General features: G+C 37.6%; 19 protein-coding genes. 14 read left to right on the top strand and 5 right to left on the bottom strand.

Annotation, left to right across the window (positions count from 1 at the left end; translation table 11 throughout):
- Positions 1-104: 104 nt before the first annotated feature.
- From AC2117_RS01000 to AC2117_RS01025, 6 genes are all read left to right on the top strand, one after another.
- Positions 105-1,469 carry an MFS transporter gene (locus tag AC2117_RS01000; RefSeq protein ID WP_133971316.1) on the top strand — a complete coding sequence of 455 codons (1,365 nt, stop codon included), beginning with the start codon at positions 105-107 and terminating at the stop codon, positions 1,467-1,469.
- Between the two features lie 51 nt (positions 1,470-1,520).
- The gene (ssb, locus tag AC2117_RS01005; RefSeq protein ID WP_133971318.1) at positions 1,521-2,117 is read left to right on the top strand and encodes a single-stranded DNA-binding protein; all 597 of its coding nucleotides are present in this window, start codon (positions 1,521-1,523) and stop codon (positions 2,115-2,117) included.
- A 155-nt stretch (positions 2,118-2,272) separates the two neighbouring features.
- Complete coding sequence (locus tag AC2117_RS01010; RefSeq protein WP_133971320.1) at positions 2,273-3,499, top strand: site-specific integrase; 1,227 nt, start codon at positions 2,273-2,275, stop codon at positions 3,497-3,499.
- Positions 3,492-5,048, top strand: a complete 1,557-nt coding sequence (locus AC2117_RS01015) for a site-specific integrase (RefSeq protein ID WP_133971322.1) — start codon at positions 3,492-3,494, stop codon at positions 5,046-5,048. The genes AC2117_RS01010 and AC2117_RS01015 overlap by 8 nt, the downstream gene beginning before the upstream one ends.
- Positions 5,041-7,164, top strand: coding sequence for an integrase (locus AC2117_RS01020; RefSeq protein ID WP_133971324.1), 2,124 nt, complete (start codon positions 5,041-5,043; stop codon positions 7,162-7,164). The genes AC2117_RS01015 and AC2117_RS01020 overlap by 8 nt, the downstream gene beginning before the upstream one ends.
- Before the next feature lies 1 nt (position 7,165).
- Positions 7,166-7,585 (top strand): hypothetical protein, encoded by a 420-nt coding sequence (locus AC2117_RS01025; RefSeq protein WP_133971326.1) that lies wholly within the window; start codon positions 7,166-7,168, stop codon positions 7,583-7,585.
- Positions 7,586-7,672: 87 nt separating this feature from the next.
- Here the strand turns inward: AC2117_RS01025 and AC2117_RS01030 are convergent, their stop codons facing one another.
- The gene (locus tag AC2117_RS01030) at positions 7,673-7,987 is read right to left on the bottom strand and encodes a type II toxin-antitoxin system Phd/YefM family antitoxin (RefSeq protein ID WP_133971328.1); all 315 of its coding nucleotides are present in this window, start codon (positions 7,985-7,987) and stop codon (positions 7,673-7,675) included.
- Between the two features lie 321 nt (positions 7,988-8,308).
- Between AC2117_RS01030 and AC2117_RS01035 the strand changes: the two genes are divergently transcribed.
- From AC2117_RS01035 to AC2117_RS01045, 3 genes are all read left to right on the top strand, one after another.
- Positions 8,309-10,522 (top strand): AAA family ATPase, encoded by a 2,214-nt coding sequence (locus AC2117_RS01035; RefSeq protein WP_133971330.1) that lies wholly within the window; start codon positions 8,309-8,311, stop codon positions 10,520-10,522.
- A 217-nt stretch (positions 10,523-10,739) separates the two neighbouring features.
- On the top strand, positions 10,740-12,869 hold the full coding sequence (locus tag AC2117_RS01040; protein ID WP_133971332.1) for a DEAD/DEAH box helicase: 2,130 nt from the start codon (positions 10,740-10,742) through the stop codon (positions 12,867-12,869).
- Between the two features lie 6 nt (positions 12,870-12,875).
- Positions 12,876-13,541, top strand: a complete 666-nt coding sequence (locus tag AC2117_RS01045) for a DUF2290 domain-containing protein (protein ID WP_133971334.1) — start codon at positions 12,876-12,878, stop codon at positions 13,539-13,541.
- 757 nt (positions 13,542-14,298) lie between these two features.
- Here AC2117_RS01045 and AC2117_RS01050 read toward each other — a convergent pair.
- The gene (locus AC2117_RS01050) at positions 14,299-14,622 is read right to left on the bottom strand and encodes an AzlD domain-containing protein (protein WP_133971336.1); all 324 of its coding nucleotides are present in this window, start codon (positions 14,620-14,622) and stop codon (positions 14,299-14,301) included.
- The gene (locus AC2117_RS01055; RefSeq protein WP_133971338.1) at positions 14,619-15,314 is read right to left on the bottom strand and encodes an AzlC family ABC transporter permease; all 696 of its coding nucleotides are present in this window, start codon (positions 15,312-15,314) and stop codon (positions 14,619-14,621) included. Before AC2117_RS01055 ends, AC2117_RS01050 begins: the two co-directional genes overlap by 4 nt.
- 68 nt (positions 15,315-15,382) lie before the next feature.
- On the opposite strand from AC2117_RS01055, the gene AC2117_RS01060 reads away from it, so the two are divergent.
- Positions 15,383-15,931 (top strand): helix-turn-helix domain-containing protein, encoded by a 549-nt coding sequence (locus tag AC2117_RS01060; RefSeq protein WP_133971340.1) that lies wholly within the window; start codon positions 15,383-15,385, stop codon positions 15,929-15,931.
- Positions 15,932-16,252: 321 nt separating this feature from the next.
- Positions 16,253-17,695, top strand: coding sequence for an amino acid permease (locus AC2117_RS01065; RefSeq protein WP_133971342.1), 1,443 nt, complete (start codon positions 16,253-16,255; stop codon positions 17,693-17,695).
- A 67-nt stretch (positions 17,696-17,762) separates the two neighbouring features.
- Here AC2117_RS01065 and AC2117_RS01070 read toward each other — a convergent pair whose 3' ends face one another.
- Positions 17,763-19,262 carry a PLP-dependent aminotransferase family protein gene (locus AC2117_RS01070; RefSeq protein ID WP_133971344.1) on the bottom strand — a complete coding sequence of 500 codons (1,500 nt, stop codon included), beginning with the start codon at positions 19,260-19,262 and terminating at the stop codon, positions 17,763-17,765.
- Positions 19,263-19,418: 156 nt separating this feature from the next.
- On the opposite strand from AC2117_RS01070, the gene gabT reads away from it, so the two are divergent.
- Together gabT and AC2117_RS01080 are read left to right on the top strand one after the other, a co-directional pair.
- A complete protein-coding gene (gene gabT / locus AC2117_RS01075; RefSeq protein WP_133971346.1) occupies positions 19,419-20,711 on the top strand; it encodes a 4-aminobutyrate--2-oxoglutarate transaminase in 1,293 nt (430 codons plus the stop codon).
- Positions 20,708-22,156, top strand: a complete 1,449-nt coding sequence (locus AC2117_RS01080; RefSeq protein WP_133971348.1) for an NAD-dependent succinate-semialdehyde dehydrogenase — start codon at positions 20,708-20,710, stop codon at positions 22,154-22,156. Before gabT ends, AC2117_RS01080 begins: the two co-directional genes overlap by 4 nt.
- A gap of 124 nt (positions 22,157-22,280) precedes the next feature.
- Here AC2117_RS01080 and AC2117_RS01085 read toward each other — a convergent pair whose 3' ends face one another.
- Positions 22,281-22,958 carry an isochorismatase family protein gene (locus tag AC2117_RS01085; protein WP_003653987.1) on the bottom strand — a complete coding sequence of 226 codons (678 nt, stop codon included), beginning with the start codon at positions 22,956-22,958 and terminating at the stop codon, positions 22,281-22,283.
- A 169-nt stretch (positions 22,959-23,127) separates the two neighbouring features.
- Between AC2117_RS01085 and AC2117_RS01090 the strand changes: the two genes are divergently transcribed.
- Complete coding sequence (locus AC2117_RS01090) at positions 23,128-24,048, top strand: LysR substrate-binding domain-containing protein (protein WP_133971350.1); 921 nt, start codon at positions 23,128-23,130, stop codon at positions 24,046-24,048.
- Position 24,049 lies beyond the last annotated feature (1 nt).

Genomic DNA, 24,049 nt, shown 5'->3' on the forward strand with positions numbered 1-24,049 from the left:
CTCTTTATTTTTTTAAGCTGAAATCGTTAATTTAAATAAGGTGTCCCGTCTTTTTAGAAACGAATCGGCTTATAATTTGCCTAGTTTGATAAACGTGTATTGATATGATGAATGCTTTGGAACGTCGCTCAACTTTTGCCTTAAGTAGTATTTTTGCGCTACGCATGTTGGGTTTGTTCATGATTATTCCTGTCTTTTCTGTAGTCGGGCAGTCATATCAATATGCGACTCCAGCACTCATTGGTTTGGCTGTAGGTGTCTATGGTTTAAGTCAGGCTATTTTACAGATTCCCTTTAGCCTGCTTGCTGACCGCTTTAGCCGTAAACCTCTCGTGGTGCTTGGCCTATTACTCTTTGCACTTGGTGGTGCAATTGCCGGTTTATCTGACACGATTTATGGCGTAATTATTGGCCGTGCGATTGCGGGTGCAGGTGCTGTTTCGGCAGTGGTCATGGCACTTCTTGCCGATGTCACGCGCGAAGAACAACGTACTAAAGCCATGGCAGCCATGGGCATGAGTATTGGCTTGTCTTTTGTGGTGGCTTTTAGTCTAGGGCCTTGGCTCACAAGCCTTGTAGGCATTTCTGGCTTATTCTTTGTCACGACCATTATGGGTTTAATCGCGATTTTGATGTTATTGCTTGTGCCTAAAGTGACCCGTCATCATCGTAATTATCAGCAAGGCTACATGGCGCAGCTTAAGCAAGTGATTCAAATGGGTGATTTAAACCGTTTGCATGTTTCGGTTTTTTCATTGCACTTACTGCTCACAGCCATGTTTATTTATGTGCCTTCACAGCTCATCGAGTTTGCGCATATTCCTTTAGCCAGTCATGGTTTGGTATATCTGCCACTCTTGGTGATTAGTCTGTTTTTTGCATTTCCCAGCATTATCGTGGCTGAAAAATATCGCAAAATGCGAGGTATTTTCTTAACGGCAATTACAGGGATTATTGCAGGTTTGCTGTTACTCATATTTGGTTATCAATCAAAATATGTATTGCTCGCAGGCCTCGGTATTTTCTTCATTGCCTTTAATGTGATGGAAGCATTATTGCCATCGTGGTTATCAAAATGTGCGCCAATCCAGTCAAAAGCAACTGCTATGGGTGTAAATGCCAGTAGTCAGTTTTTAGGTGCTTTTTTTGGGGGCACACTTGGTGGACAACTATTGATGTTACATAATACTGCGATGGGATGGAGTGTCTTAGCAGGGATTGCTATAATATGGCTGCTAATTAGTTTTGGTTTAGCTCAGCCGCGGTATTTGTCATCTATTGTGTTGCCATTACCGCAAGTGCAACAGGTGAATGAGTGGACCACACAGCTATTGGCAATTCGTGGTATTGAAGAAGTTGTGGTGATGCCTGACCAGCAAGTTGCTTATATTAAAGTCGATAAACAGTCACTTGATGAGGCTGCGCGACGTGATTTAACGCAGTTGTTCGGTAAAGAGGTAGCCATTTAAGCATAACTCTTATAAAGTAAAACATAGAAATGTATAGGATGAAGACAGCTAATGCGTGGTGTAAATAAGGTTATTTTGGTTGGTACTTTGGGTCGTGATCCTGAAACAAAAACTTTTCCAAATGGGGGCTCGTTGACTCAATTTTCAATCGCGACAAGTGAAGCTTGGACCGATAAAACTTCGGGTGAACGTAAAGAACAAACAGAATGGCACCGTATTGTTTTGCATAACCGTTTAGGGGAAATTGCTCAGCAGTTTTTACGTAAAGGTTCTAAGGTTTATATTGAAGGTTCATTACGTACGCGTCAGTGGACTGATCAAAATGGCCAAGAGCGCTATACAACAGAAATTCGTGGCGAACAGATGCAAATGTTAGATGGTCGTCAACAAGGTGAACAAGGTCTCGCTGGCGGTAATGATTTTAATCAACCGCGTTTTAACGCACCTCAACAAGGTGGCAATGGTTATCAAAATAATAATAACCAAGGCGGTGGTTATAACCAAAATAGTGGTGGCGGCTATGGCAGTAACCCAGCTGGTTTTGGTAATGGTGGAAACAGTAACCCACAATCTGGTGGTTTTGCTCCAAAAGCTTCACAACAGCCTGCGTCTGCACCAGCTGATTTAGACGACGATTTACCGTTCTGAGATACACTAGAGATATAGTTTTGTAAATTTTATAAAATTATTCTTTATTAATAGGTAGTTATGAAAGAAATTTACAGATACTAGAAATGGTTCTGTAAATTTTTTTACTTCTAATTTATTATATTTAATACTTAGACTTTTTGTTAAATTTAACCATGATGTCTGTTAAAAGATTTGTAATGAGTAGTGGTGAGCGATTTGCTGTTCTTTTGGATAGTAATGGTGTTCCTATGACTTACCCAAATTTATATACGATCATTCATTTAAGAAATCGTGGTCAATCAATCAATACAATTTCAGCTCTTTTAGAAGATATTAAGTTGCTTTTCCAGTTGTTAGATAATTTAGGAATTGACTTGGAACAAAGGGTAAAAAGTAAAGATTTTTTGAAATTAAATGAAATCGAAGCTATAGCAAATTTAGCTAGTTTCAGTCGTAGTCGATTAGATGGAATGGCTTCAAATAAAAAAATTATAAATTTTCCCAAAAGTAATAACAGAGAGCGATCTAGAGCAAAACTGGTTGCTACTCAGGATTATGTGTCCAAACAATTAATATATAGGCGTTTAACTAATTTTGCTGAATATATTGGATGGTTAGAGACGTATTTTCATTCATCAGCAATAACAAGTACAAAACGTTTCTTAACATCTCGTAGACCTCAAAAATCCATGGATACTCAGTCTGAATATAAGTCCTTTGATAGTGAGCAATTACATAAAATTTTAAAGGCAGTTGATCCTGATACTCAGAATCGTATTTGGGTTTCAGATTACATTACTTATAGAAATGAGCTGATTATCTATTTATTTTTATATCTTGGATGTCGTAAAGGCGAATTATTGAATTTAAAAATTACAGATATAACATCTCATCAAGATGGCACTGTATATCTTACTATAAGACGTAATGCTCATGATGGGAGTGATTCTAGATTGTATCAACCATTGGTTAAAACTAGAAGTAGATCAATTGCAGTCAATCAAAACCTAAAGAAGAAATTAGAAACTTATATTTTAAGTTATAGATCAACCGTGTCGAATGCAGAACTTACGGACTATTTGATCTTATCACACAAAGGACAGCCACTCTCGATCACTGCTCTAGATAAAATTCTCTCTCAAATTTCGAGAACCGTTTTATTTAATGTACATGCACATGCATTTAGACATACTTGGAATGATAAATATTCTGAGAAATCGCAAAATCTAGTGTCATCAGGTAGAACTACTGAATCTCAAGTTGAAAATGATCGTGCTTATCTGATGGGTTGGATACCAAATTCTCAAAGTGCGAGAAGATATTCTAGACGTGCAGAAAATAAAAGAGCTATAGAAGTTGGTTTAAGTATCCAAGAAAAATTTGAGGATGGAAATGAATAAATCACTTCTAGTCGATAGTTTCGATAAATCAAAAAATACCTTTATCTCATTCAAAGGATATGAATTTCATGTTTTTGATAACAAATGGTTTTTGGATATTAATGCAACTTTAAAGTTAAATTATGTAAACTTCTTGAAAGAAGATGTGAAATACGATGTTCTATTAACTCTAAGTAATTTTGCTCAGTATTCTTCAAGTTCTCATACTGCTAATATGAATAAATATATTGCAAAGTATGTTGAGATTACACAGCAAGATCATTTCTCAGTTGAAGGCCTTTTAAATTATAAAAATTTTTATTCGTCAAAAAAAGATGAATACAAAGTAGCAATGCTACGAGTTTTTTTGAAAAAACTATATGACTTGGGTTATTCCTCAGTAGATGATGAAATTTACGATTTAATGGATTCATGGAGATTAAGTGGCAATGAAAAAGGAGCAGCAGTTCTTTCCCTTGATCCAGATGAAGGCCCATTTAGTCCATTTGAATTTCAAGCAATTATCACTAGAACCAACGAATATTTAGCAGAAAAAAAGATTTCTTATTATGAGGCTGCTTTAATTCGTATTTTCTGTGCGACTGGTAGACGACCAATCCAAATTGCTGGATTAAAGGTTAAAGACCTATACATGACTGATAAGTATAATTTTAGTGATAAAAAAGAAGTTCATATACTTAATATCCCAAAAGCTAAAGTTAGAGGCGCTAGTGGCTTCCGATTTACTTTTAGTGAAGTAGGAATTCGTGAAAGTATTGCGAAAATTTTATTTGAGCATATTCAAATTCTAAAGCAGAGACTAACTAAACAGATAAAGCGAGAGTTATCTGAACAGGAGCTTGCAGAGCTACCCCTATTCTATGATTTTGAGAAATTAACTAATCTGGATTGGGGAAATCAAAATGAAATTTTAGAAATTTTGACAAATGAAATCATTCATATGCCGACCAATGAATTAACCCAATTATTAAAAGGGGCGGTAAGCAAGCTTGGTATCCGCTCTAGGGAAACTGGTCAACCAATATACATTAATGCATATCGGTTTCGTTACACGCTTGGAACAAATGCTGCTCGACAGAAAGCAGGCGTAAATGTCATTGCAAAGCTGTTAGATCATCATGACACCCAGAATGCACATTGCTATGTACAAAGTGTTCCTGAAATTGCACAGCAAATATCATCCATCATGGATGAGAACTTACGCAAATATGCAGATGCTTTTCAAGGAAAAGTTGTTAGTGATGAGACTGAGGCTCACTTACAAGTTAAAGATGCGAATCGAATATCTTGTGTAGAACAGGACTGTGATGTTGGCTCATGTGGAACACATCAATATTGTAGAGATCATGCGCCTGTAGCATGTTACCTATGTAGTAAATTTATGCCATGGGCAAAAGCCCCTCATCAGCTTGTTTTAGAAATGTTAATAAAAGAGCGAGATGATCTAATAACAATGGGTTGTAGCCTTGAGGTTGCTTCCGTGAATGATCGAGCTATTATTGCTGTTCAGCAAGTAATTGATGCTTGTCGGGAGTTTAATCATGGATAATTTAATATATTTCCCATCTGTTAAAATCCAGTCTCCTTACTCCGAAATTAAGCGGTTCATTGACTTTGTTAAACAGTTATCAGAGTTAAATGAAGATATTAAATTCTATGAGAATTATTGGAAAGGCGAAGTAAACTTTGTCAAAACAGGCATCTCATCCAAAGATAGATCACCCGAAAATCTTTTGCACAATTCAATTCTAGAATTTGCCAAGGCGTATGTTAAGTATCAAAGAATTAATCGTAAGTTAAAAACTCAAGATACGATTCTAGCAATTCGGGCAATAGAACAAATATGTTTATATCGATATGGTGAAGTTGATTTAACTAAATTGATTATTGCTGATTTTGACTTGGCTGCTGAAAATACAAAGGAAAATTATAAAGCAAGCTCTGCTTACCATGTGGGAAGACACCTAAAGATTCTTTTAGACTTTCTTCGCCAATTAAAAATAGTTGATTTACCAGAATGGAAAAATCCAATTAAAAAAAGTGCTGATAAGTCAATTGTGCTAGATAAGAAGTCAGAGGAATATCGAGCATCTAAACTTCCTGATGAGAACGCTATTTTTGCATTAGCAGATATTTTCTCACGAAAAGATTCCGAGTTGTCAGATAGAGATATTTTTGTCACCAGTGCTGTAAGTCTGCTTCTAGCTGCGCCTGAACGAGCATCAGAGCTGTTTTTTCTAAAATATAATTGTATCCATGAGGAAGAAGTTCAAACGTTTTCTAAGAGCAATTTAGGTCTTCTAACAGATAGCTCTAATATTGAGAAAGTATTAGGTATTAGGTGGTATGCACAAAAAAATTATGGGTATGATATTAAATATATCCCAAGTGTCATGATTCCAACAGTCAAACGAGCCATTCAGCGTTTGATTAAGATGTCAGAAAAGCCAAGACGTTTAGCATATTTAATTGAGACAAGTGATAAATTTCCTAGACATGAACTTTGCCCTGATATTGCTGATGATAAGTTACTTAGTTGTGCAGAGGTTTTAAGAGCGATGGGATTTGATGAATCCTTATATTCATCTACTGTACAAGCACGGGATGCAGCTTTAAGTTTTTTATGCTCTAGGAAAATACCAAGTGAGGATTATGTAGTTAGTTTAGAGGACTTGAATATAATTTTGCGTAATAGATTACCGAAGGGCTTTCCTTATGTACCTTTTAAGACTGGTAATGGGGTTCAGGTTAAATGGTCAGAAGCTTTATTTTGTGGTTTTGTAAATCAATTTCATTCTAATAAATTAACTATATTGTCAGAGTTATGGATGCCGAAGGTTGGTACTTTAGGTGAAGATTTATCTCCAACCAGAAAAAAGCTACGTGGAAAAGATAAGTTATCAAATGTGCGATCTATTTTTCAGCGGTGGGGACATGGCAATTACAGTATGACAACTCATCAATTTCGGCATTTATTGAATACCATAGCAAATACGAATGGAATGGATAACTTATTACTCGCTAAATGGTCAGGACGAGCTGATATGAAGCAAAATCGAGTATATGACCATACCACGGTTGAAAATCGTAATTATGGCTTAATCCAAATGCAGAAAAATGAGGTCGGTACAGTAAAGACCGATAGTACATTTACATTTCAGATTTCTACACCTCGCACTCTACAGGAGCTAAATACCAAAACAACATTGTCCATGCACACTACGGAGTTTGGACTTTGTACACATTCATATATTGATGAACCCTGCCTAAAATATAGAAACTGTCTCAACTGTACCGAACATGTGTGTATCAAAGGTGATGCAGAAAAGAAAAAGCGGCTTCAAGATCGACTAAAAAAAGAAAAAATCCTATGGGTAAAGGATAAGGAGGCAGTTAGTAAGAATGTTACTGGTGCAACAGTCTGGTTGGAGATGAGAGAACTAACGATTAAACGTTGTGAAAAGATGATTGCACTATTGGATGATCCAAGCATTCCTTATGGTACACCTTTAAGTCTCCCCCCTTCTGAAGATGTCACTCATCTTGATTTAGCGTATCAAAAGGCAGGTCGTAAACGCATCCCCGTTATTGAGAATACTCAACGTAGACAGATTGAAAAGCAGCAAGTTTTGCATGACTCTTTGTTGTTGGATTTATGGAGTTAACATGTCACAACATTTAACGGATCAGAATATTCAAGATATTGTTGAAATTCTTGATTATTGGCCACCAAATGAAAAGTTAACATGGGAGCGATTATGCAAAGCGATTGAAGTACAACTAGAACTTGTGCCTGCACCAACTCGTCAAACCCTACAGAAATTTGCAAGAATTAAGAATGCTTATGATCTAGGGAAAAAATCTCCAACAGCTTTAAAAATATTGAAATCAAAGCAACAAAAACTTCCTGCGAGCTTGAAAATTGCTCAAGCTAAAATTGAGGCTTTGGAAGCTAAGAATGCCAGATTGGAAAAAGAAAACGCTATGTTGTTAGAACAGTTTGTAGTGTGGCAATACAATGCTCATAAGTATGGATTAAGTATTGCTAAATTGAATGAGCCGATGAACAAAAAAAGTTCGGATTGATTTTAAAAAGTAAATTATTACACCGCTTAAAAGTGGTATCTGAGTCATATCTTACAAAAATTCGATAAATATCATCAACAGCCATATTTATTGCTCTTTTGATTCTTCAAACACACCTTTTGAGTTTAAAAGCATGTGTTTGATCGGTTGACCAGTTAACTGAGCAATATCCAAAAGATCACAAGTCATTTGTTGCCCTAGTTGCTCACGCCGAGCAGCTTTAACGATTTCCTGCATGTTTTGAAATTCTTCAAAGCTCAGAACAACAGCTTCGGGCGTATTATTCATACAAACAAAAACAGGTTTATGGCTATCTTTGATACATTGAACAATTTTGCTCCAAGATTTGCGCACATCAGTCGCAGAAACAATTGCACCGTTTATAAAAGTTAATCTATCCATATCTAAGACCTTATACTTTATTTCAAAGATACTCTAAGCATTAGTGATTTAATTTAATTCTTAGTCACCGACTTGAAACAAGAATGAGCGGTAGGGTGGAACAGGAATCAGTGGTAGGTTTATGCTTGAATATAAATCTAGGTTTTGGTCATTGTACTGCCTCTAACATATTCAATAATCATTAGAAAATGACCTAAACTTTTTATAGATTTATTATCGCAATTTCTTTACATTTTCTATAATGAAAAATGTAATTTTGAATCTTATTCCGAATGTAAAAAAATAAATTTTAAATTGTGCAAATTAAAAATAGGGAAATCTATGCTTACTGGAATTTATATAAATAACGTTGCCACTTACAATGTACCAACACAATTAGACGGTTTAAAGCAGATAAATTTTATATTTGGGGCAAATGGGTCTGGAAAAACTACAATTGGTAGAGTTATAGATCAATCATCAGGCTACACACATTGTTTACTTCAATGGTTTGGTGAGGAACCAATAAAAACTCTCGTCTATAATAAAGATTTTATTGATCGTAATTTCAATCAAGAAAATACCGTTAAAGGAGTTTTTACCCTAGGTGACGATCAAGTTGAGGCAGAACGTCAAATTGCTTTATTACGCCCACAAATCGATAAAGCAAAGAATGATATACGTGGGTTAAACATTCAACTTAATGGTGAAGCCAACCAAGGTGGTAAAGTCGCTGAGAAAGCAGCATTAGACCCTGAAATTCAAGCAAAATGTTGGCAAAAAAAACAAAAGTATGACTCATATTTTCAGGACGCTTTTACTGGATTTAGAAATAGTGCAGAAAGATTTAAAGATAAAATTCTATTGGAAAAACAAATAAATACATCAATTCTTTTATCATTAGAAGAGTTAAAAGAGAAAGCCTCTACAATATTTTCAAGTAACGTCGAAAAATACAATCTTATTTCAGCTTTTAATGCTTCTACACTTGTTGGAGTAGAAGCAAACCCGATTTTACAAAGAATAATTATTGGTAATCAAGATGTTAATATCTCTAAGCTCATAGAAACTATAGGTAATAGTGATTGGGTTAAACAGGGCCGTGAACATTTTGAAAAAAGTTACCCCCAATGCCCTTTTTGCCAACAAATAACTCCACCAAGTTTTTCTGATGAATTACTTCAATTTTTTAGTGAAACATATGAGCAGGAAGTAGGGATTGTTGAACAACTATTTAGGCAATATCTAGACACATCTGAAATAGTATTAAATGCAATTCAATTCATAAGTAGTCAAAATACACCTTTTTTAGAAATAGAGCTTTTTCAAGCAGAAGCTCAAATACTCAATGAGCGCTTGGAGCGAAACAAGGGCATCTTACAAAGGAAATTGTCAGAACCGAGCCTAAAAGTTTCTCTAGAACCATTAGAACCCATTATTAGTAAAATCTTAGATCTGATCCAAGATGCAAATCAAAACATTATGCTACACAATCAAGTTGTCCACAACCTCGCGACTGAAAAGCAGAACCTTACAAATCAAGTTTGGAAATACATTATAAATGAGTTAGATAGTGACTTAAGTACTTATTTACAAAATAAGGCGAGACTCGAATCCACCATTACTGGAATGAACAATAGCTTAATACAAAAAAGAGAAATTTTAGATAATTTAGAAGCCCGACTAAAAGTATTTGAAAAGAAAGCTACGTCAACAATACCGACAGTAAATGAAATAAACGATCTTCTCAAATCATTCGGCTTTACTTCATTTTATATAAACCGTGTAGATGAACAAGGCCATTATAGAATTTGCCGAGCAAATGGAGATGATGCTAGCCGATCTTTGAGTGAAGGTGAAAAGACATTTATAACTTTCCTCTATTTTTATTCACTTATAAAAGGCTCCCATTCTTCATCAGGAATTACCGAAAATAGAATTGTAGTCTTTGATGACCCTATTTCTAGTTTAGATAGTGATATTCTCTATATTGTAAGCAGCCTCATAAAGCGTGTATTTGATCATGTTCGCACTAAAAATACTTTGATTAAACAAGTTTTTGTTTTGACCCATAACGTTTATTTTCATAAAGAAATTACTTTTAATAACAAACGAAGTCAGAATCAAATCATAAGTGATGAAACCTTTTGGATGGTCAAGAAAAATTCTAGCGGATCTACTATTGAAAAATGCTCTGAGAACCCTATTCGTTCAGCCTATGAACTACTCTGGTCAGATATAAAAACCAATAATCAGTCAAACCTAACTATTCAGAATACATTACGTCGAATTCTTGAAAACTATTTCACAATGTGGGGTGGTATGAAAAAAGATGAAATTTGTGATCTTTTTGAAGGAAATGAAAAGCTAATTTGTCAGTCGTTATTTGCATGGGTCAATGATGGTTCACATTCAATCCATGATGATCTGTATATTAACCACGGGCAACAAACTAATGAATCCTATTTATCTGTTTTTAAAGAGATTTTTCATAGGTCTGGTCAATCAGGTCATTATCAAATGATGACAGGTAGTTTAACAGATGGTATGTCTTGATTAGAAATAGTTTTAGTTTTGAATGCAAAATACTGGATATAGTATTCAACTTATGAAAATGCGATATTCCATTTGATGTTTGTGAAAGTGACTTATTTTATATTTTTGTGTTAAATATTAGCCACTTAAATATCATTTTTTCAGATATTTTTATTTTTTAATTAACATTATTCTACAATTTGTTAGTATTGATTAAATTTTTATTTTGAGATCTCATATGATAGATGTGATCCATGGAACAACAGATAAACCTGTTACATCAAAACAGCTTCAAGATGCTGTTCAACAAATAAAAGAATTAGATGGAACTTTATATTTAGGTTATCCAATTATAGGTACTGTTGATGGTGCCTATGAAATAGATGCACTTTTAACGTCTCCTCAACATGGAATTATTGCCTTTATTTTGGTTGAAGGGACTGAATTACCAGAAGATATATTAGATATACAAGACACGTGTTTTACGATGTTGTCTGCAAAGCTTATTCAATACAAAGAGCTTTTAAAAAGAAGGCAACTGGATGTAGATGTACGAGTTTTAACATTTTCACCAGCCGTATCAAATGGTCAAGAAAGCCTTGAAGAAGATAGTCTTATAATTACACAAGCTTCATCTTTAACTAATTATCTTAAAAATGAACAATTCGATAATTCTGAAAAATATAAGCAGATTGTAAGTGCTATTCAAGCTGTTTCAAAAGTAAAAGTAGGAAAAAAAAGGAATCCGCAACAACCCAACTCTAGAGGGGCTAAATTAGTAAAGCTAGATCAATCTATTACAAATTTAGATTTACAACAAAGTAAAGCCGTACTTGAAACAGTTAATGGTGTTCAGCGTATTAGGGGATTAGCAGGTTCAGGAAAAACTATTGTTTTAGCTAGAAAAGTGGCTTATTTACATGCTAAAAATCCTGATTGGAAGATAGCGGTTACTTTTAATACAAGATCATTAAAAAAGCAATTTGAAACTTTGATAACAAGTTTTGTTTATGAGCAAACTAATGAACTCCCCGACTTCGAAAAAATTAAAATTATTCATGCTTGGGGCAGTCCCTCTATGGAAGGGGTGTACTACAATTCCTCATTAGCAACAAATTCAAAATATTATGATTTCCGAACTGCAAAAATGTTTAGACGACCATCTGATCAAAATGAGTTTGATTTTGCGTGTAAGTCTTTATTAGATCAAAAACAGTCATTCCCGACTTTATATGATCTGATCTTAATTGATGAAGCTCAAGATTTTGCACCATCTTTTTTACAGCTCTGCTATAAGCTTTTGGATAAAAATAAACGACTTATATACGCATATGACGAGTTGCAAACACTTTCAGAGAGTTCAATGCCTAACCCTGAAGATATTTGGGGGAAAGATGAACAAGGGCGACCTTTGGTCAGTTTAAACACTAATGATGGTGAGCCTGAAAGAGATATTATTCTTGATACTTGTTATAGAAATCCTAGACCAGTACTAACTTCAGCGCATGCTTTAGGTTTTGGTATATATCGTAAAGTTCCTGAAGGTAAGCTGCCTTTAGTGCAAATGTTTGATTATGCTCCTCTCTGGAATGATATTGGATATGAAGTCGTTGAAGGTAACTTAACTGAAGGTGAAAAAGTACGTTTGGCGAGGACGCTTAAATCAAGCCCTGACTTTTTAGAGAATCATTCAGAAATTGATGATTTAATAGAGTTTAGGACATTCAATACAGAAGAAGAACAGATTAAGTATTTGGTAGCTTCAATTAAGAAAGATATTGAAGAAAATGAGTTAAAGCCTGAAGACATTATGATAATTCATCCAAATGCTTTAACTGCTAGAGATAAATTTGGTCCAGCTAGGTATGGCTTATATGACGAAGGGATTAACTCAAATCTGGCAGGTGTAACGATTTCTCCTGATGATTTTTCACAAGATGATAGTGTTACATTTACCTCCATTTTTCGGGCAAAAGGTAATGAAGCGCCAATGGTTTATGTGATCAATGCTGACTATTGTGCTCAAGGTATTGGACTGGCAACAAAAAGGAATATTCTTTTTACAGCTATGACGAGAACTAAAGCATGGTTGAGGGTATTTGGCGTTGGTTCTGGTATGAAAATTTTGGAAGACGAATTTCAGGAAGTAAAAAGAAATAACTTTTCACTTTCATTCACATATCCAACGGAAGAACAGAGACAACATTTAAGAATTGTGAACAGGGATTTATCAGATAAAGATAAAAAAAGAATTCAAGCTAGGAGAAAATTCTTAGAAAACTTGATTAAGGATTTAGATGAAGGTGTTCTTCATAAAGAGGATTTAGACCCAGATGTATTACAAAGATTTAAAGATATTTTTGGGTGATTGAATATGCCTTTAACTCCTTCAGATATTATCAATGAAATTAGAGCCATAGATGAGCTTTTCTTTAAGAATAGTTTAATTGATAAATATAATAGTTATTCGTTAAAAGAGCATCCTGAAAATAAAACAGAGATATGTATTTCATCATGTAAAGATATTTCCTTTACTTTATCGTCTATGAGCTATAAAGATTTATATGATGAATCTTATAAAAGGAACCTTTTTAATTACTTAATGTTAGATGGAGCAATCATCCAATTAAATTATTTATTTAATAAAAATAAAATTTATAAACATCGATTAGCCTATTTACCAAATCCAAATATGGAAGCTTTTCAGCATGAACCAGATATTTATATTGAGCAACCAATGTATGCTGAAATTATAGAGCCTTCTATAGTTCCAGTTCCAATTAGGTTTGATTATGATGAAACGGCATTTGAGGAGTTTAACCATCCAAAAAGCCACTTAACATTAGGTCAATATAAAAATTGTAGAATTGCTACAAGTTCACCTGTATCACCTCTAGTTTTTATCGATTTTGTTCTTAGAAGTTTTTATAACACTGCATACAAAAGCTATAACCAAGGCATTCGATATCCGAAAAGGTTTTTTGAGCCTACTATTACGGAAGGTGAAAAAAGTTTTCTACATATGAATATGATTAGATAAATAAACCTATCCTAAAATCTTTAATTTAAAAATTTTATTTGATAAAATTAAGTAAAACAGTGGTCTAAAATTCTCAATCCATCCTTGGAATAAAAATCTGTTAGTTCTTCAACTTTTAGAAGACTTAATTGTTTCTGAATTTCTTCTATGCGTTTTTTGAGAAGGAAGTTTTCTCTGAACTATAGAATTTTTTTAGATGCGAAAATACATAAACAGCGTGCAATATTCCTTTATTATTTTGAGGTTCATGTTTCCAAGGAAAATAAATATTTTTATTTGTTGAGAGATAAAAATCATATTTTTTTCTAATAATGATAGTAGAAAATGCATAGTTTCATGAATGGGTTAAGTACCAAATATTGTGCTTAACAGGATACATCTTCCAATCAAAAATTACCTGTCTCGAAATCATTGACCACTGAATTAGTCTGTATACAACCAAGCATCCACTAATCAGGCAAATCTAAAGATTTGTGTCTGGATCTATTACAAGGTGTTATGTGTAAGCAGATAGCCAATCAAAGTGGATTATGAATTGATTCCAATGTTGTGAATTACAGGATCATTACTCGGCTCGTCATTCTTATGAATACATCCTCTAAAAATAGTAAATTTTTAAAGGATTAGCTATATATTTTAACAATATACTTAACGTTTATTTATCAAGCAATTGAATTAAAATAACTATTATTTTATTGGTGTATATATCCGTTCTAATCAAAGTTTCAAAAAAGGCGAGTTTATCTCGCCTTTTTTATTACTCAATTCCAAGTAAACGTAAAAGTGCGGTACCAGCGGCTGCCAAACAAATCACCAATAATAGAGGCACTTTTTTCCAGACCAAGAAAAGCGCTAACCCAACACCAAAAATACGCGCGAAACCAGCGAAATGTTGGCCTTCAAAGAGTGTCGTGGTCACTGCAATAGCGCACAGCAAAACAGTTGCGCCGTTTGACAATAAAACTTGGTATTTTTCAGAAAAAGTAAACTTGGCACCTAAATGAAAACCAGCAAAACGAATGCTGTAAGTACCGAGTGCAAGTAAGGCTATACCTAAAATAATGAGTAATTGTTGATTCATTTCTTTCTCCCAAATATTAAACCAAAAAGAGAAATTAAAATTGGAAGTCCTGAGGCTAAAAAGGGTGTGGTGATCAGGGCTAAAGTTGCGCCAGAAAATGCAGCTCTTCGCGTAAATTTATTCTTTAAAGCAGAAAAAGTAAGAGCAATTAAAATGGCGGGGAAAATTGCATCTAGCCCAAATGTTTTTGGGTCTGGAATAGCAGTTCCAATAAAATAACCAGCGGTTACACCGAGTGGCCAACTGAGCATAATGCATATACCACACAACCAATAAGCAGCTTTTTTAGTTTCAAAATCAGGTTGTGCCATGCCAAACAAAACACTTTCATCGTTCATGATATGGCAGCCGAAATAACGTAAATATTTACCTCTGATTAATTCATTGACCGCAATTCCAAAAGGTAAATGCCTTAAATTGACCAATAGACCTGCAATTGCAGCTGCAATCGGACTACCGCCTACCGCTAAAAAACCAATAAAGATAAATTCAGCAGTTCCTGCAAGTACAAAAATCGATAAGCAAAGTGGAATCCACAAGGGGAGGCCATAGCTCGCGGCAAGAGAACCTAAAGACATTCCAACTACACTGGTTGCCAGACACACAAAGAAAATTGAGCGAGTGGTGTCTTTACTAAGTTTCTTAATGAGAGAGTATGTGGTCATAGCATGATATAACGAACGATTTTCCATTATAATGAATAAGTCTGATTGTTTTGTCAAAATGAACGATCGTTTTTTATATAGAACGGGTGTGTTGAATGTCTCAGCCAATTCAAATTATTGCCAAAGGTTTAACTCGTGAGCGCCAAAGAGTAGGGCTTTCATTGGCAGAGGTTGCTCGTCGTGCAGGTGTCGCCAAATCTACACTTTCACAATTAGAGGCAGGCCAAGGTAACCCAAGTATTGAAACCTTATGGGCGCTTTGTGTTGCGCTAAATATTCCATTTGCACGTCTGATGGAAGAGCCTAGCAATCAGGTACAAGTGATTCGTTGCGGCGAGGGTCCAACAGTGAGTTCAGAGATTGCCAATTACAAGGCAATTTTACTGGCGAATTGTCCGCCTCATGCACGTCGAGATGTGTATCTACTCATTGTTGAGCCTGGCGAAGACCGTCTTTCTGAACCCCATCCAGTTGGTTCTGTAGAGCACATTATTGTGGTTGAGGGCAAAGCCTTGGTTGGCTTAATTGATGAAGCTGTTGAGCTCGGTGTTGGAGATTATATTTGTTACCCTGCCGATCAAAAACATATATTTAGAGCCTTAGAAAAGGGTACAAAAGCTTTATTAATTTCTGAACAAAATTAAAGAATTTTAAACTGATTAAATTAAAACTTATTTATTATTTAAAATAAAAACCATTTACCAGCATCCCATACAAAAAGAGCCAATTTTGCGTATAAATTTTGCAATTGGCTCTCTCTTTTATTACAAAAATGGCTCTCGTTTCTTGACTGCCGAAACGACAAATTAAAGCCATTGGAAGTATGCATACGGAAGCGCCGGATAAGCTCAGTGAATTTTCTGTTTTAGAAATTGGGCAGAACGGCTAAATTTTTAGGGGATATTTTTTGGCTTCGGAGGTTTTCCGAGACTAGCCGATATCCTCCATATATTAAGGAAAATGATATGGCAGCTCATCAAAATGGTTCTGAAGCCAATCACTCCCAAAGTTTAAAACATGGACTCAAATCACGGCACCTGACGATGATCTCGATTGCAGGGGTTATTGGTGGTTCTCTATTCGTGGGCTCGGGTAGCATTATTTACAATACGGGACCTGTAGTTTTTCTAACCTATGCTTTGGGTGGTTTACTCGTTTGGTTCATCATGCGTATGTTAGGCGAGATGGCTGTTTTAAACCCTGACAGTGGCTCTTTTTCAACTTATGCTGACCGCGCGATTGGCCGTTGGGCAGGTTTTTCAATCGGCTGGTTGTACTGGTGTACGCTCGCAATGCTCATGGGGTGGGAAGCCTATGTGGCAGGTAAAATTTTAAACAATTGGTTCCCATTTATACCAATCTGGGCCTATATGGTCGTGGTCATTGTTGCATTGGTCGCAGTCAATTTACAAAATGTGAAAAATTATGGTGAATTCGAGTTCTGGTTCGCCCTTATCAAAGTTATCGCGATTGTTATTTTCCTTGTGATTGGTAGTTTGGCCATCATGCATTTGTGGCCTTGGGGTAATCCAGCTGCTTCTGGTATTAGTAACTTAACCTCTCAAGGCTTTATGCCAAATGGAGGATCATCCGTCATTACCGCTTTGCTTGGGGTCATGTTTGCCTATATTGGTGCTGAAATTGTGACTGTAGCAGCAGCAGAATCAGAAAACCCATCTAAGGAAATTCGTAAAGCTTCTAACTCGGTTGTTTGGCGAATTATTTTGTTCTATGTTGGTTCAATGTTTGTCGCGGTATGCTTAATTCCTCACAACAATGAACTTTTGAAAGATTCGACGTGGGGAACCTATAGCGTGACTTTGTCGGCACTTGGGATTCCGGGGGCTCGCCATATTGTGAATTTTGTGGTGTTAACGTCGGTATGTAGTTGCTTTAACTCAGCACTTTACACGTGTTCACGTATGTTATTTTCGTTGGCTAAACGTGGCGATGCACCGAAAAGTTTTGGTTCAGTAAACAGTAAAAGCAGCCCGTGGGTTGGTGTGATTGTGTCATGCTTTTTCTCTGTGATTGCCGTGGTTTTAACTGCAACCAAGAGCATGGACGTTTATGACTTTTTCATGCTAACCACAGGTGCAGCGACATTGTATGTCTATTTGACTATTGCTTATTCACAGCTCCGTATGCGTAAAAAACTAGAAGCTGAAGGCGTCAAAATTGACTTTAAAATGTGGATGTTTCCTTTCCTGACTTATGTGGTGATCTTTGCAATTATTGGTGCAATTCTCACCATGTTGATTGAAGGCACATATTTTAAAGAAGTGATTTACACCACAGCATTGTTCGGCATTATTGTATTTTTTGGAATATTGTCGGAAAAACTGGGTTGGGGCAAAGACCGTAGACAGACTCATTTAACCCATAACCATGAAGAAAAGTTGGTTTAGTATTTTTGAAACAATAAGAGCCTCTCGATGAGGCTCTTTTTTTATTCAGCAGAACGAGATTAAAGAATCAATTTAGTGTTGATACGCCTGCTTCGCGTAAGCACTGGAGCAAGACACCAAATGCCATCACCATGTCTTTTTCATTAACACAGGCAAAGCCCATCAGTAAGCCACGCTGGGCGTGTGCATGAGATTGCATGTAGTACTGCGAAAGTGGGCGAACTTTGACACCACGCTCAAGTGCAGTGGCTGCAATCGCCACATCATCGCAATGAGCTGGTAGTTTTAAAACCAGATGCAAACCCGCAGCTTCATCATAATCATGGATAAATTCTGCCCCCAGATAGCGTTTAATCAAGCTGACCAAGTAATCACGGCGTTTGCCATAAAGTAGACGCATACGACGAATGTGTGCTTCGTAGTAACCTTCGCGAATAAATTCAGCTAATGCTTTTTGTTCGAGTAAATGTCCACCACGGTACAACTCTGCTGCCACAATCCGTAGCGGAGAAAAGAGCGGTTTAGGCACCACCAAATAACCAATTCTTAGAGATGGATAAATGGTTTTACTAAACGTGCCCATGTACAGCACAGGTGCATCATTTTCTAGGCCCTGTAAAGACGGATAAGGTTGGCCCGAGAAACGGAACTCACTGTCGTAATCATCTTCTACAATCCAGCTATTGTGCTGACGGGCAATCTCAATCAATTTGCGTCGACGATCTAGGCTTAAATGTGAGCCAAGCGGATATTGGTGTGAGGGTGTGACAAAAATGAGTTTAGGTGGTTTAACCGGATTTTCTTCAGGGATAATGCCTTCGGCATCGACTGGCATGGGCTGAATATCAACGCCATTAATACGTAGCATGTTGCGCATTCCCCAATACCCCGGATCTTCAATCCAGATGCGATCACCAATATCGCTGAGTGCACGTGAAACTAAATCAATCGCTTGGTGAATACCTTCGGTAATAATAATCTGGTCGGCATCGCACTGGACTGAACGGGCAACCCGTAAGTAGTCTGCCAATGCACTTCGAAGTTCGATACATCCGCCCGCGTTGCTATAGATAAGGCGGTTAATGTCTGGCTCACGGCTTAATTTTGCTTGAATACGGCTAAAAATATGATGTGGGAACTCAGTGACATCAGGTGCGCCAGGCACAAATGCACCCCATTGATGTGGAGATGCTGCGGCATAGCCTAATAAATTTGAACCACGCTGTGATAGCGCATAAGAGTTTTGAACATGTGGTTTTGAAACTGTTTTCTTTTCATTTTTTGTATTTAAAAAGCTTTCGGGTAGCTTCTCTGCAACCCATGTGCCGTGTCCTGTACGTGCTTCTAAGTAACCTTCCGCTTGTAGTTGTTCGTAGGCAGTAAGAACTGTATTTCTTGAAACATGAATTTCACTGGCCAAATCCCGTGAAGCAGGCAAACGCGTTTTGGATTGAACCACTCCATCAATAATGGCAGCGCGTAGACAACGAAAAAGTCGCTGATGGAGTTTACCTTCGATGTCCTGTTGGAGCCGTTGTAACAAATGATCTCCAAGTAAACTACGCAATTGGCTCTCTCCTACAGTTAAAAAATGGCTCTCGTCAGTTGCCGCCAGACGAGCGAAATTACATGCATAGGCAGTTGTTGTAAAGCACCCTGAAAATTAAGCACAGGATGTAAAAAACCAAAGCTGCAACTGATGATGAAAATATGAGGGAATCAAATGGATAATCAACATTCTGCACTTAACGCACGTAAACAGCAAGCAACTCCACGTGGTGTAGGCGTGATGTGTCAGTGGTACGCTGAAAAAGCTGAAAATGCCACGCTTTGGGACAAGGAAGGCAACCAATTTATCGACTTTGCTGGTGGTATCGCGGTTTTAAATACAGGCCATCGCCACCCTAAAGTGATTGCAGCGGTAACTGAACAACTCACTAAATTTACGCATACTGCCTATCAAGTAACACCTTATGAGAGCTATGTCGCTTTAGCTGAGCGTATTAATGAACGTGCACCAATTGCAGGACCTGCCAAGTCTGCTTTTTTCACAACAGGTGCAGAAGCAGTTGAAAATGCTGTGAAGATTGCTCGTTGTTACACTGGTCGTCACGGCATTATCACTTTTGGTAATGGTTTCCACGGTCGTTCATTTATGACCATGGCGATGACAGGAAAAACAGCGCCTTACAAACGCGACTTTGGTGTTATGCCAGCAGGTGTGTTCCATGCGCGTTATCCAGTGCCTGCTAAAGGTATTTCGGTTGATGCAGCGATTGAAAGTGTTGAAGATATTTTCAGTGAAGATATTGCACCACATGATGTTGCAGCGATTGTGCTTGAGCCAGTACAAGGTGAAGGCGGCTTTCATGTTGTACCTGCCGAGTTCTTAAAACGTTTACGCGCTATTTGCGATAAGCACGGTATTTTACTTGTAGCTGACGAAGTTCAGTCTGGTTTTGCACGTACTGGTAAATTGTTTGCAATGAACCATTACGAGACCAAAGCTGACTTGATCACCATGGCGAAAAGCTTAGGTGGTGGTTTCCCAATTTCGGGTGTGGTTGGCCGTGCAGAAGTGATGGATGCACCAAACCCAGGTGGATTAGGTGGTACTTATGCAGGTAGCCCGATTGCGGTTGCTGCTGCACACGCAGTTATTGATGCGATTGAAGAAGAAAACTTATGCGACCGTGCAAATGAGCTAGGCGCTGAGTTGGTTGTTTCGCTTAAAGACATTCAGCAAGCAACAGGCAATGTAGTGACTGATATTCGTGCATTAGGATCAATGGTTGCAGTAGAACTAGAAACTGCCGAACAAGCAAAAGTTGTACAAAACTATGCAATGGAAAACGGGTTGTTACTTCTGACTTGTGGTAAATACGGTAATGTAATTCGTTTCTTATATCCATTAACCATTCCTGCTGAGCAATTCCGTCAAGGCCTTGATATCCTGAAACAAGGTTTTGCGGCACTCAAGGCGGGTAGTGCAAAAGCAATGGAGCAATCTGCATGATTCAAAATAATTTGCAGTATTTATTAACACACCCTGATATTTCATTAGAAGCGCCTGCATCAAATGACTATATCGAGGTAAATGATGCTGCTACGGGTGAAACTTTGGCATGGGTGAAAACCTATGACCGTGCAGGGGTTGAAGCCGCAATTAACCGTTCAGCAAAAGCGCAAGCTGCTTGGAAAAAACAAACTGCCTTGGTTCGTGCTGATGTGTTATTGGCATGGTACAACCTCATGCTTGAGCACAAAGAAAATCTGGCTCAAATTTTAACGGCTGAGCAAGGTAAACCATTGGCAGAAGCACGTGGTGAAATTGGTTATGCAGCATCATTCATTCGTTGGTTTGCTGAGCAAGCTCGCCGTGTTGATGGTGAGGTTTTAACACCGACACTGCCAAACCAACGTTTGCTCGTGATTAAACAGGCGATTGGTGTGACTGCTGCAATTACACCGTGGAACTTCCCAGCTGCCATGATTACGCGTAAAGCGGGTCCGGCAATTGCTGCGGGGTGTTCAATGTTGGTTAAGCCAGCAGAGCAAACACCATTAACTGCCTATGCGCTTGAAGTTTTGGCGTTACAAGCAGGCTTACCAGCCGATGTTTTAATTAACATTAGCGGTGATGCGGCTGAAGTGGGCAAAACTTTATGTGAAAGCGATATCGTTCGTAAGCTCAGCTTCACGGGTTCAACACAAGTTGGTCGTATCTTGATGCAACAATGTGCGCCAACCATTAAGAAACTGTCGCTTGAGCTGGGTGGTAATGCACCAGTCGTGGTGTTTGACGATGCCAACCTTGAACAAGCTGTTCAGGGCATTATGGCAAGCAAATATCGCAATAGCGGTCAAACCTGTGTTTGTGCGAACCGTATTTATGTTCAAGACGGTATTTACGATGCGTTGGCAGAGCGTCTGGTTGAAGCGGTGTCTAAGCTTAAAGTCGGTGATGGACGCCAAGAAGGTTCAACTCAAGGGCCTTTAATTGATGAAGATGCGATTGCAAAAGTTCAGTCTCATATTGCAGATGCAACCGAGAAAGGTGCAACAATTCGTATCGGTGGTCAACGCTCGGCACTTGGTGGCACATTCTTTGAACCAACAGTTTTGACTGGTGTAACACAAGACATGAAAGTGTCGAAAGAAGAAACATTTGGTCCACTTGCACCGCTATTCCGCTTTAAAACTGAAGATGAAGCAGTAGCAATGGCGAACGATACCGAGTTTGGTTTAGCTGCTTATTTGTTTACACAAAGCACAGCTCGTCAATGGCGAGTGGGTGAAGCACTTGAGTACGGTATGGTCGGCATTAACACGGGTGCGATTTCAAATGAAGTCGCTCCGTTTGGTGGCGTAAAACAGTCAGGTCTAGGCCGTGAAGGTTCAAAATTCGGCATTGAAGAATATGTCGAAATGAAATACCTCTGCGTAGACTTATCTGAGTAAGGAACAAAGCGAGTTCGTTTTGTTCTGAACGAAAACATGCAGTTATGCTGTATGTGATGTTTCACAAAAACCGGTCATGCCCATTCATGACCGGTTTTTTTTAAATAAGATTTCGAATTCGGACTTAGCGTGCTGAGTCTAAAACTTCGCTATTTTTAATCACTTCTTGAGCTTTGGTATAGCTTTCAATCAGTAGCTGATAGGCAGGGAAAATTTGAGTATAAACTTGTGCCCATTCAAGCGCGTCATCTCGATTCCATGTTTTTTGAATTTCAGAAGCAACTGCTGCCGTATCCATAGGAACTACACCAGCTTGCACAACACGCGCTAACGTAATTTCTTCCGCCATTTTGCTATAAGTTCCTGAAGCGTCAACCACTGCAAAAACTTTATATCCTTCTGCAACTGCACTAATAGCTGGGAAAGCCATACAAACGCTGGTAATGGTCCCTGCAATAATAAGAGTCTTACGGCCAGTCGCTTTTACTGCAGCTACAAATTCAGGATTGTCCCATGCATTGATTTCACCTTTACGGGCAACATATTGTGCATGAGGTGCATTTGCGTGAATTTCTGGAATAAGGGGACCATTTGGACCTTGTGGAACAGAAGCGGTTGTAATTACCGGAATATTCGACAAGCTTGCGATTTTAGCTAATGCTGCTGCACGGGCACGTAATTCGGTCATTGGCATGTCTGCTACAGTTTGAAATAGACCACTTTGATGATCGATCAAAAGCATGACTGAATCATCTGGATCGATGACTGGGCGTTGACCATTGAAATTTGCTGGAGTTGTCATTGTTATATGCTCTCTTTGATGAGTGTGTAATTCATATTACAAATAGGATAAAGGGTGAAAAATATCTAAAATAGAAATCATTGTCATATACAGAAAACAATATGGTATGTTTTATATTCAGCTTGCTGAAATGCACTGTAATTAATATGTGATATGTCAGGATTACAAAATGAAAGACTTAAATGACCTCTTTTTTTTCGTAAAGATTATTGATTGCGGTGGTTTTTCGGCTGCGAGTCACGAGTTGATGGTGACCAAGTCTTTATTAAGCCGACGTATGGTAGAGCTAGAGAATCGGCTTGGCGTGAAGTTACTCAATAGAACAACTCGCCAAGTCTCGATTACTGAGGTAGGCAAGATTTACTATCAGCACTGTAAGGCAATGCTGATTGAAGCAGAGGCAGCAGAAGAGGCGATTGAATATTTAACATCGGAACCACGTGGCCTAATTAAATTGTCTTGTCCCACAAACTTACTGCACATTAATGTAAGTGAAATGCTTAACGAGTTTCTGGCACTTTATCCTAAAATTAAACTACATGTAGAAGCGACAAACCGAAGAGTCGACCTGATTGATGAAAGATTTGATTTGGCCATTCGAATCCGTCCTTTGCCTTTACCTGATAGTGATTCTATTGTTCGTGAGCTGGCTCTGGCACGACAGTTTGTTGTTGCTAGTCCTAACTTAACCAGTCGATATTTTTCAATCTCACGACCTGAGCAATTAGCCGATTGGCCTATTTTGATGATGGAGTCTTTTGCACCTGAATATACATGGCATCTCGATTCGCAAGATAAGCAAAAAGTCACAGTAAAATGTCACCCTCGGTTCACCACTACGGATTTAACCGCTTTAAAAAATGCCACATTACAAGGATTAGGGGTAGCAAAATTACCAGAACTTGTGGTCTATGAAGATCTCGCTAAAGGAACACTCGTGAACGTATTGCCTGAATGGCAATTTCCTCCTGAAATGATTCATTTGGTGTATACAAGCAGGCGTGGATTGTTGCCTTCAGTAAAGTTGCTCATTGATTTTCTTGTAGAAAAGTTTAAAGAACTTAAAAAGAATGCATCTGTTCTTTATTAAA

The sequence above is a fragment of the Acinetobacter calcoaceticus genome (genome assembly GCF_900520355.1).
GTDB lineage: Bacteria > Pseudomonadota > Gammaproteobacteria > Pseudomonadales > Moraxellaceae > Acinetobacter > Acinetobacter calcoaceticus_C.

Coding starts and splice junctions, on each gene's coding strand:
- AC2117_RS01015 (WP_133971322.1), top strand. CDS start 3,492: ATGAATAAATCACTTCTAGTCGATAGTTTCGATAAATCAAAAAATACC.
- AC2117_RS01060 (WP_133971340.1), top strand. CDS start 15,383: ATGTCTCAGCCAATTCAAATTATTGCCAAAGGTTTAACTCGTGAGCGC.
- AC2117_RS01055 (WP_133971338.1), bottom strand. CDS start 15,314: ATGGAAAATCGTTCGTTATATCATGCTATGACCACATACTCTCTCATT.
- AC2117_RS01065 (WP_133971342.1), top strand. CDS start 16,253: ATGGCAGCTCATCAAAATGGTTCTGAAGCCAATCACTCCCAAAGTTTA.
- ssb (WP_133971318.1), top strand. CDS start 1,521: ATGCGTGGTGTAAATAAGGTTATTTTGGTTGGTACTTTGGGTCGTGAT.
- AC2117_RS01085 (WP_003653987.1), bottom strand. CDS start 22,958: ATGACAACTCCAGCAAATTTCAATGGTCAACGCCCAGTCATCGATCCA.
- AC2117_RS01030 (WP_133971328.1), bottom strand. CDS start 7,987: ATGGATAGATTAACTTTTATAAACGGTGCAATTGTTTCTGCGACTGAT.
- AC2117_RS01010 (WP_133971320.1), top strand. CDS start 2,273: ATGATGTCTGTTAAAAGATTTGTAATGAGTAGTGGTGAGCGATTTGCT.
- AC2117_RS01090 (WP_133971350.1), top strand. CDS start 23,128: ATGAAAGACTTAAATGACCTCTTTTTTTTCGTAAAGATTATTGATTGC.
- AC2117_RS01035 (WP_133971330.1), top strand. CDS start 8,309: ATGCTTACTGGAATTTATATAAATAACGTTGCCACTTACAATGTACCA.
- AC2117_RS01045 (WP_133971334.1), top strand. CDS start 12,876: ATGCCTTTAACTCCTTCAGATATTATCAATGAAATTAGAGCCATAGAT.
- AC2117_RS01025 (WP_133971326.1), top strand. CDS start 7,166: ATGTCACAACATTTAACGGATCAGAATATTCAAGATATTGTTGAAATT.
- AC2117_RS01050 (WP_133971336.1), bottom strand. CDS start 14,622: ATGAATCAACAATTACTCATTATTTTAGGTATAGCCTTACTTGCACTC.
- AC2117_RS01000 (WP_133971316.1), top strand. CDS start 105: ATGATGAATGCTTTGGAACGTCGCTCAACTTTTGCCTTAAGTAGTATT.
- AC2117_RS01020 (WP_133971324.1), top strand. CDS start 5,041: ATGGATAATTTAATATATTTCCCATCTGTTAAAATCCAGTCTCCTTAC.
- gabT (WP_133971346.1), top strand. CDS start 19,419: ATGGATAATCAACATTCTGCACTTAACGCACGTAAACAGCAAGCAACT.
- AC2117_RS01080 (WP_133971348.1), top strand. CDS start 20,708: ATGATTCAAAATAATTTGCAGTATTTATTAACACACCCTGATATTTCA.
- AC2117_RS01040 (WP_133971332.1), top strand. CDS start 10,740: ATGATAGATGTGATCCATGGAACAACAGATAAACCTGTTACATCAAAA.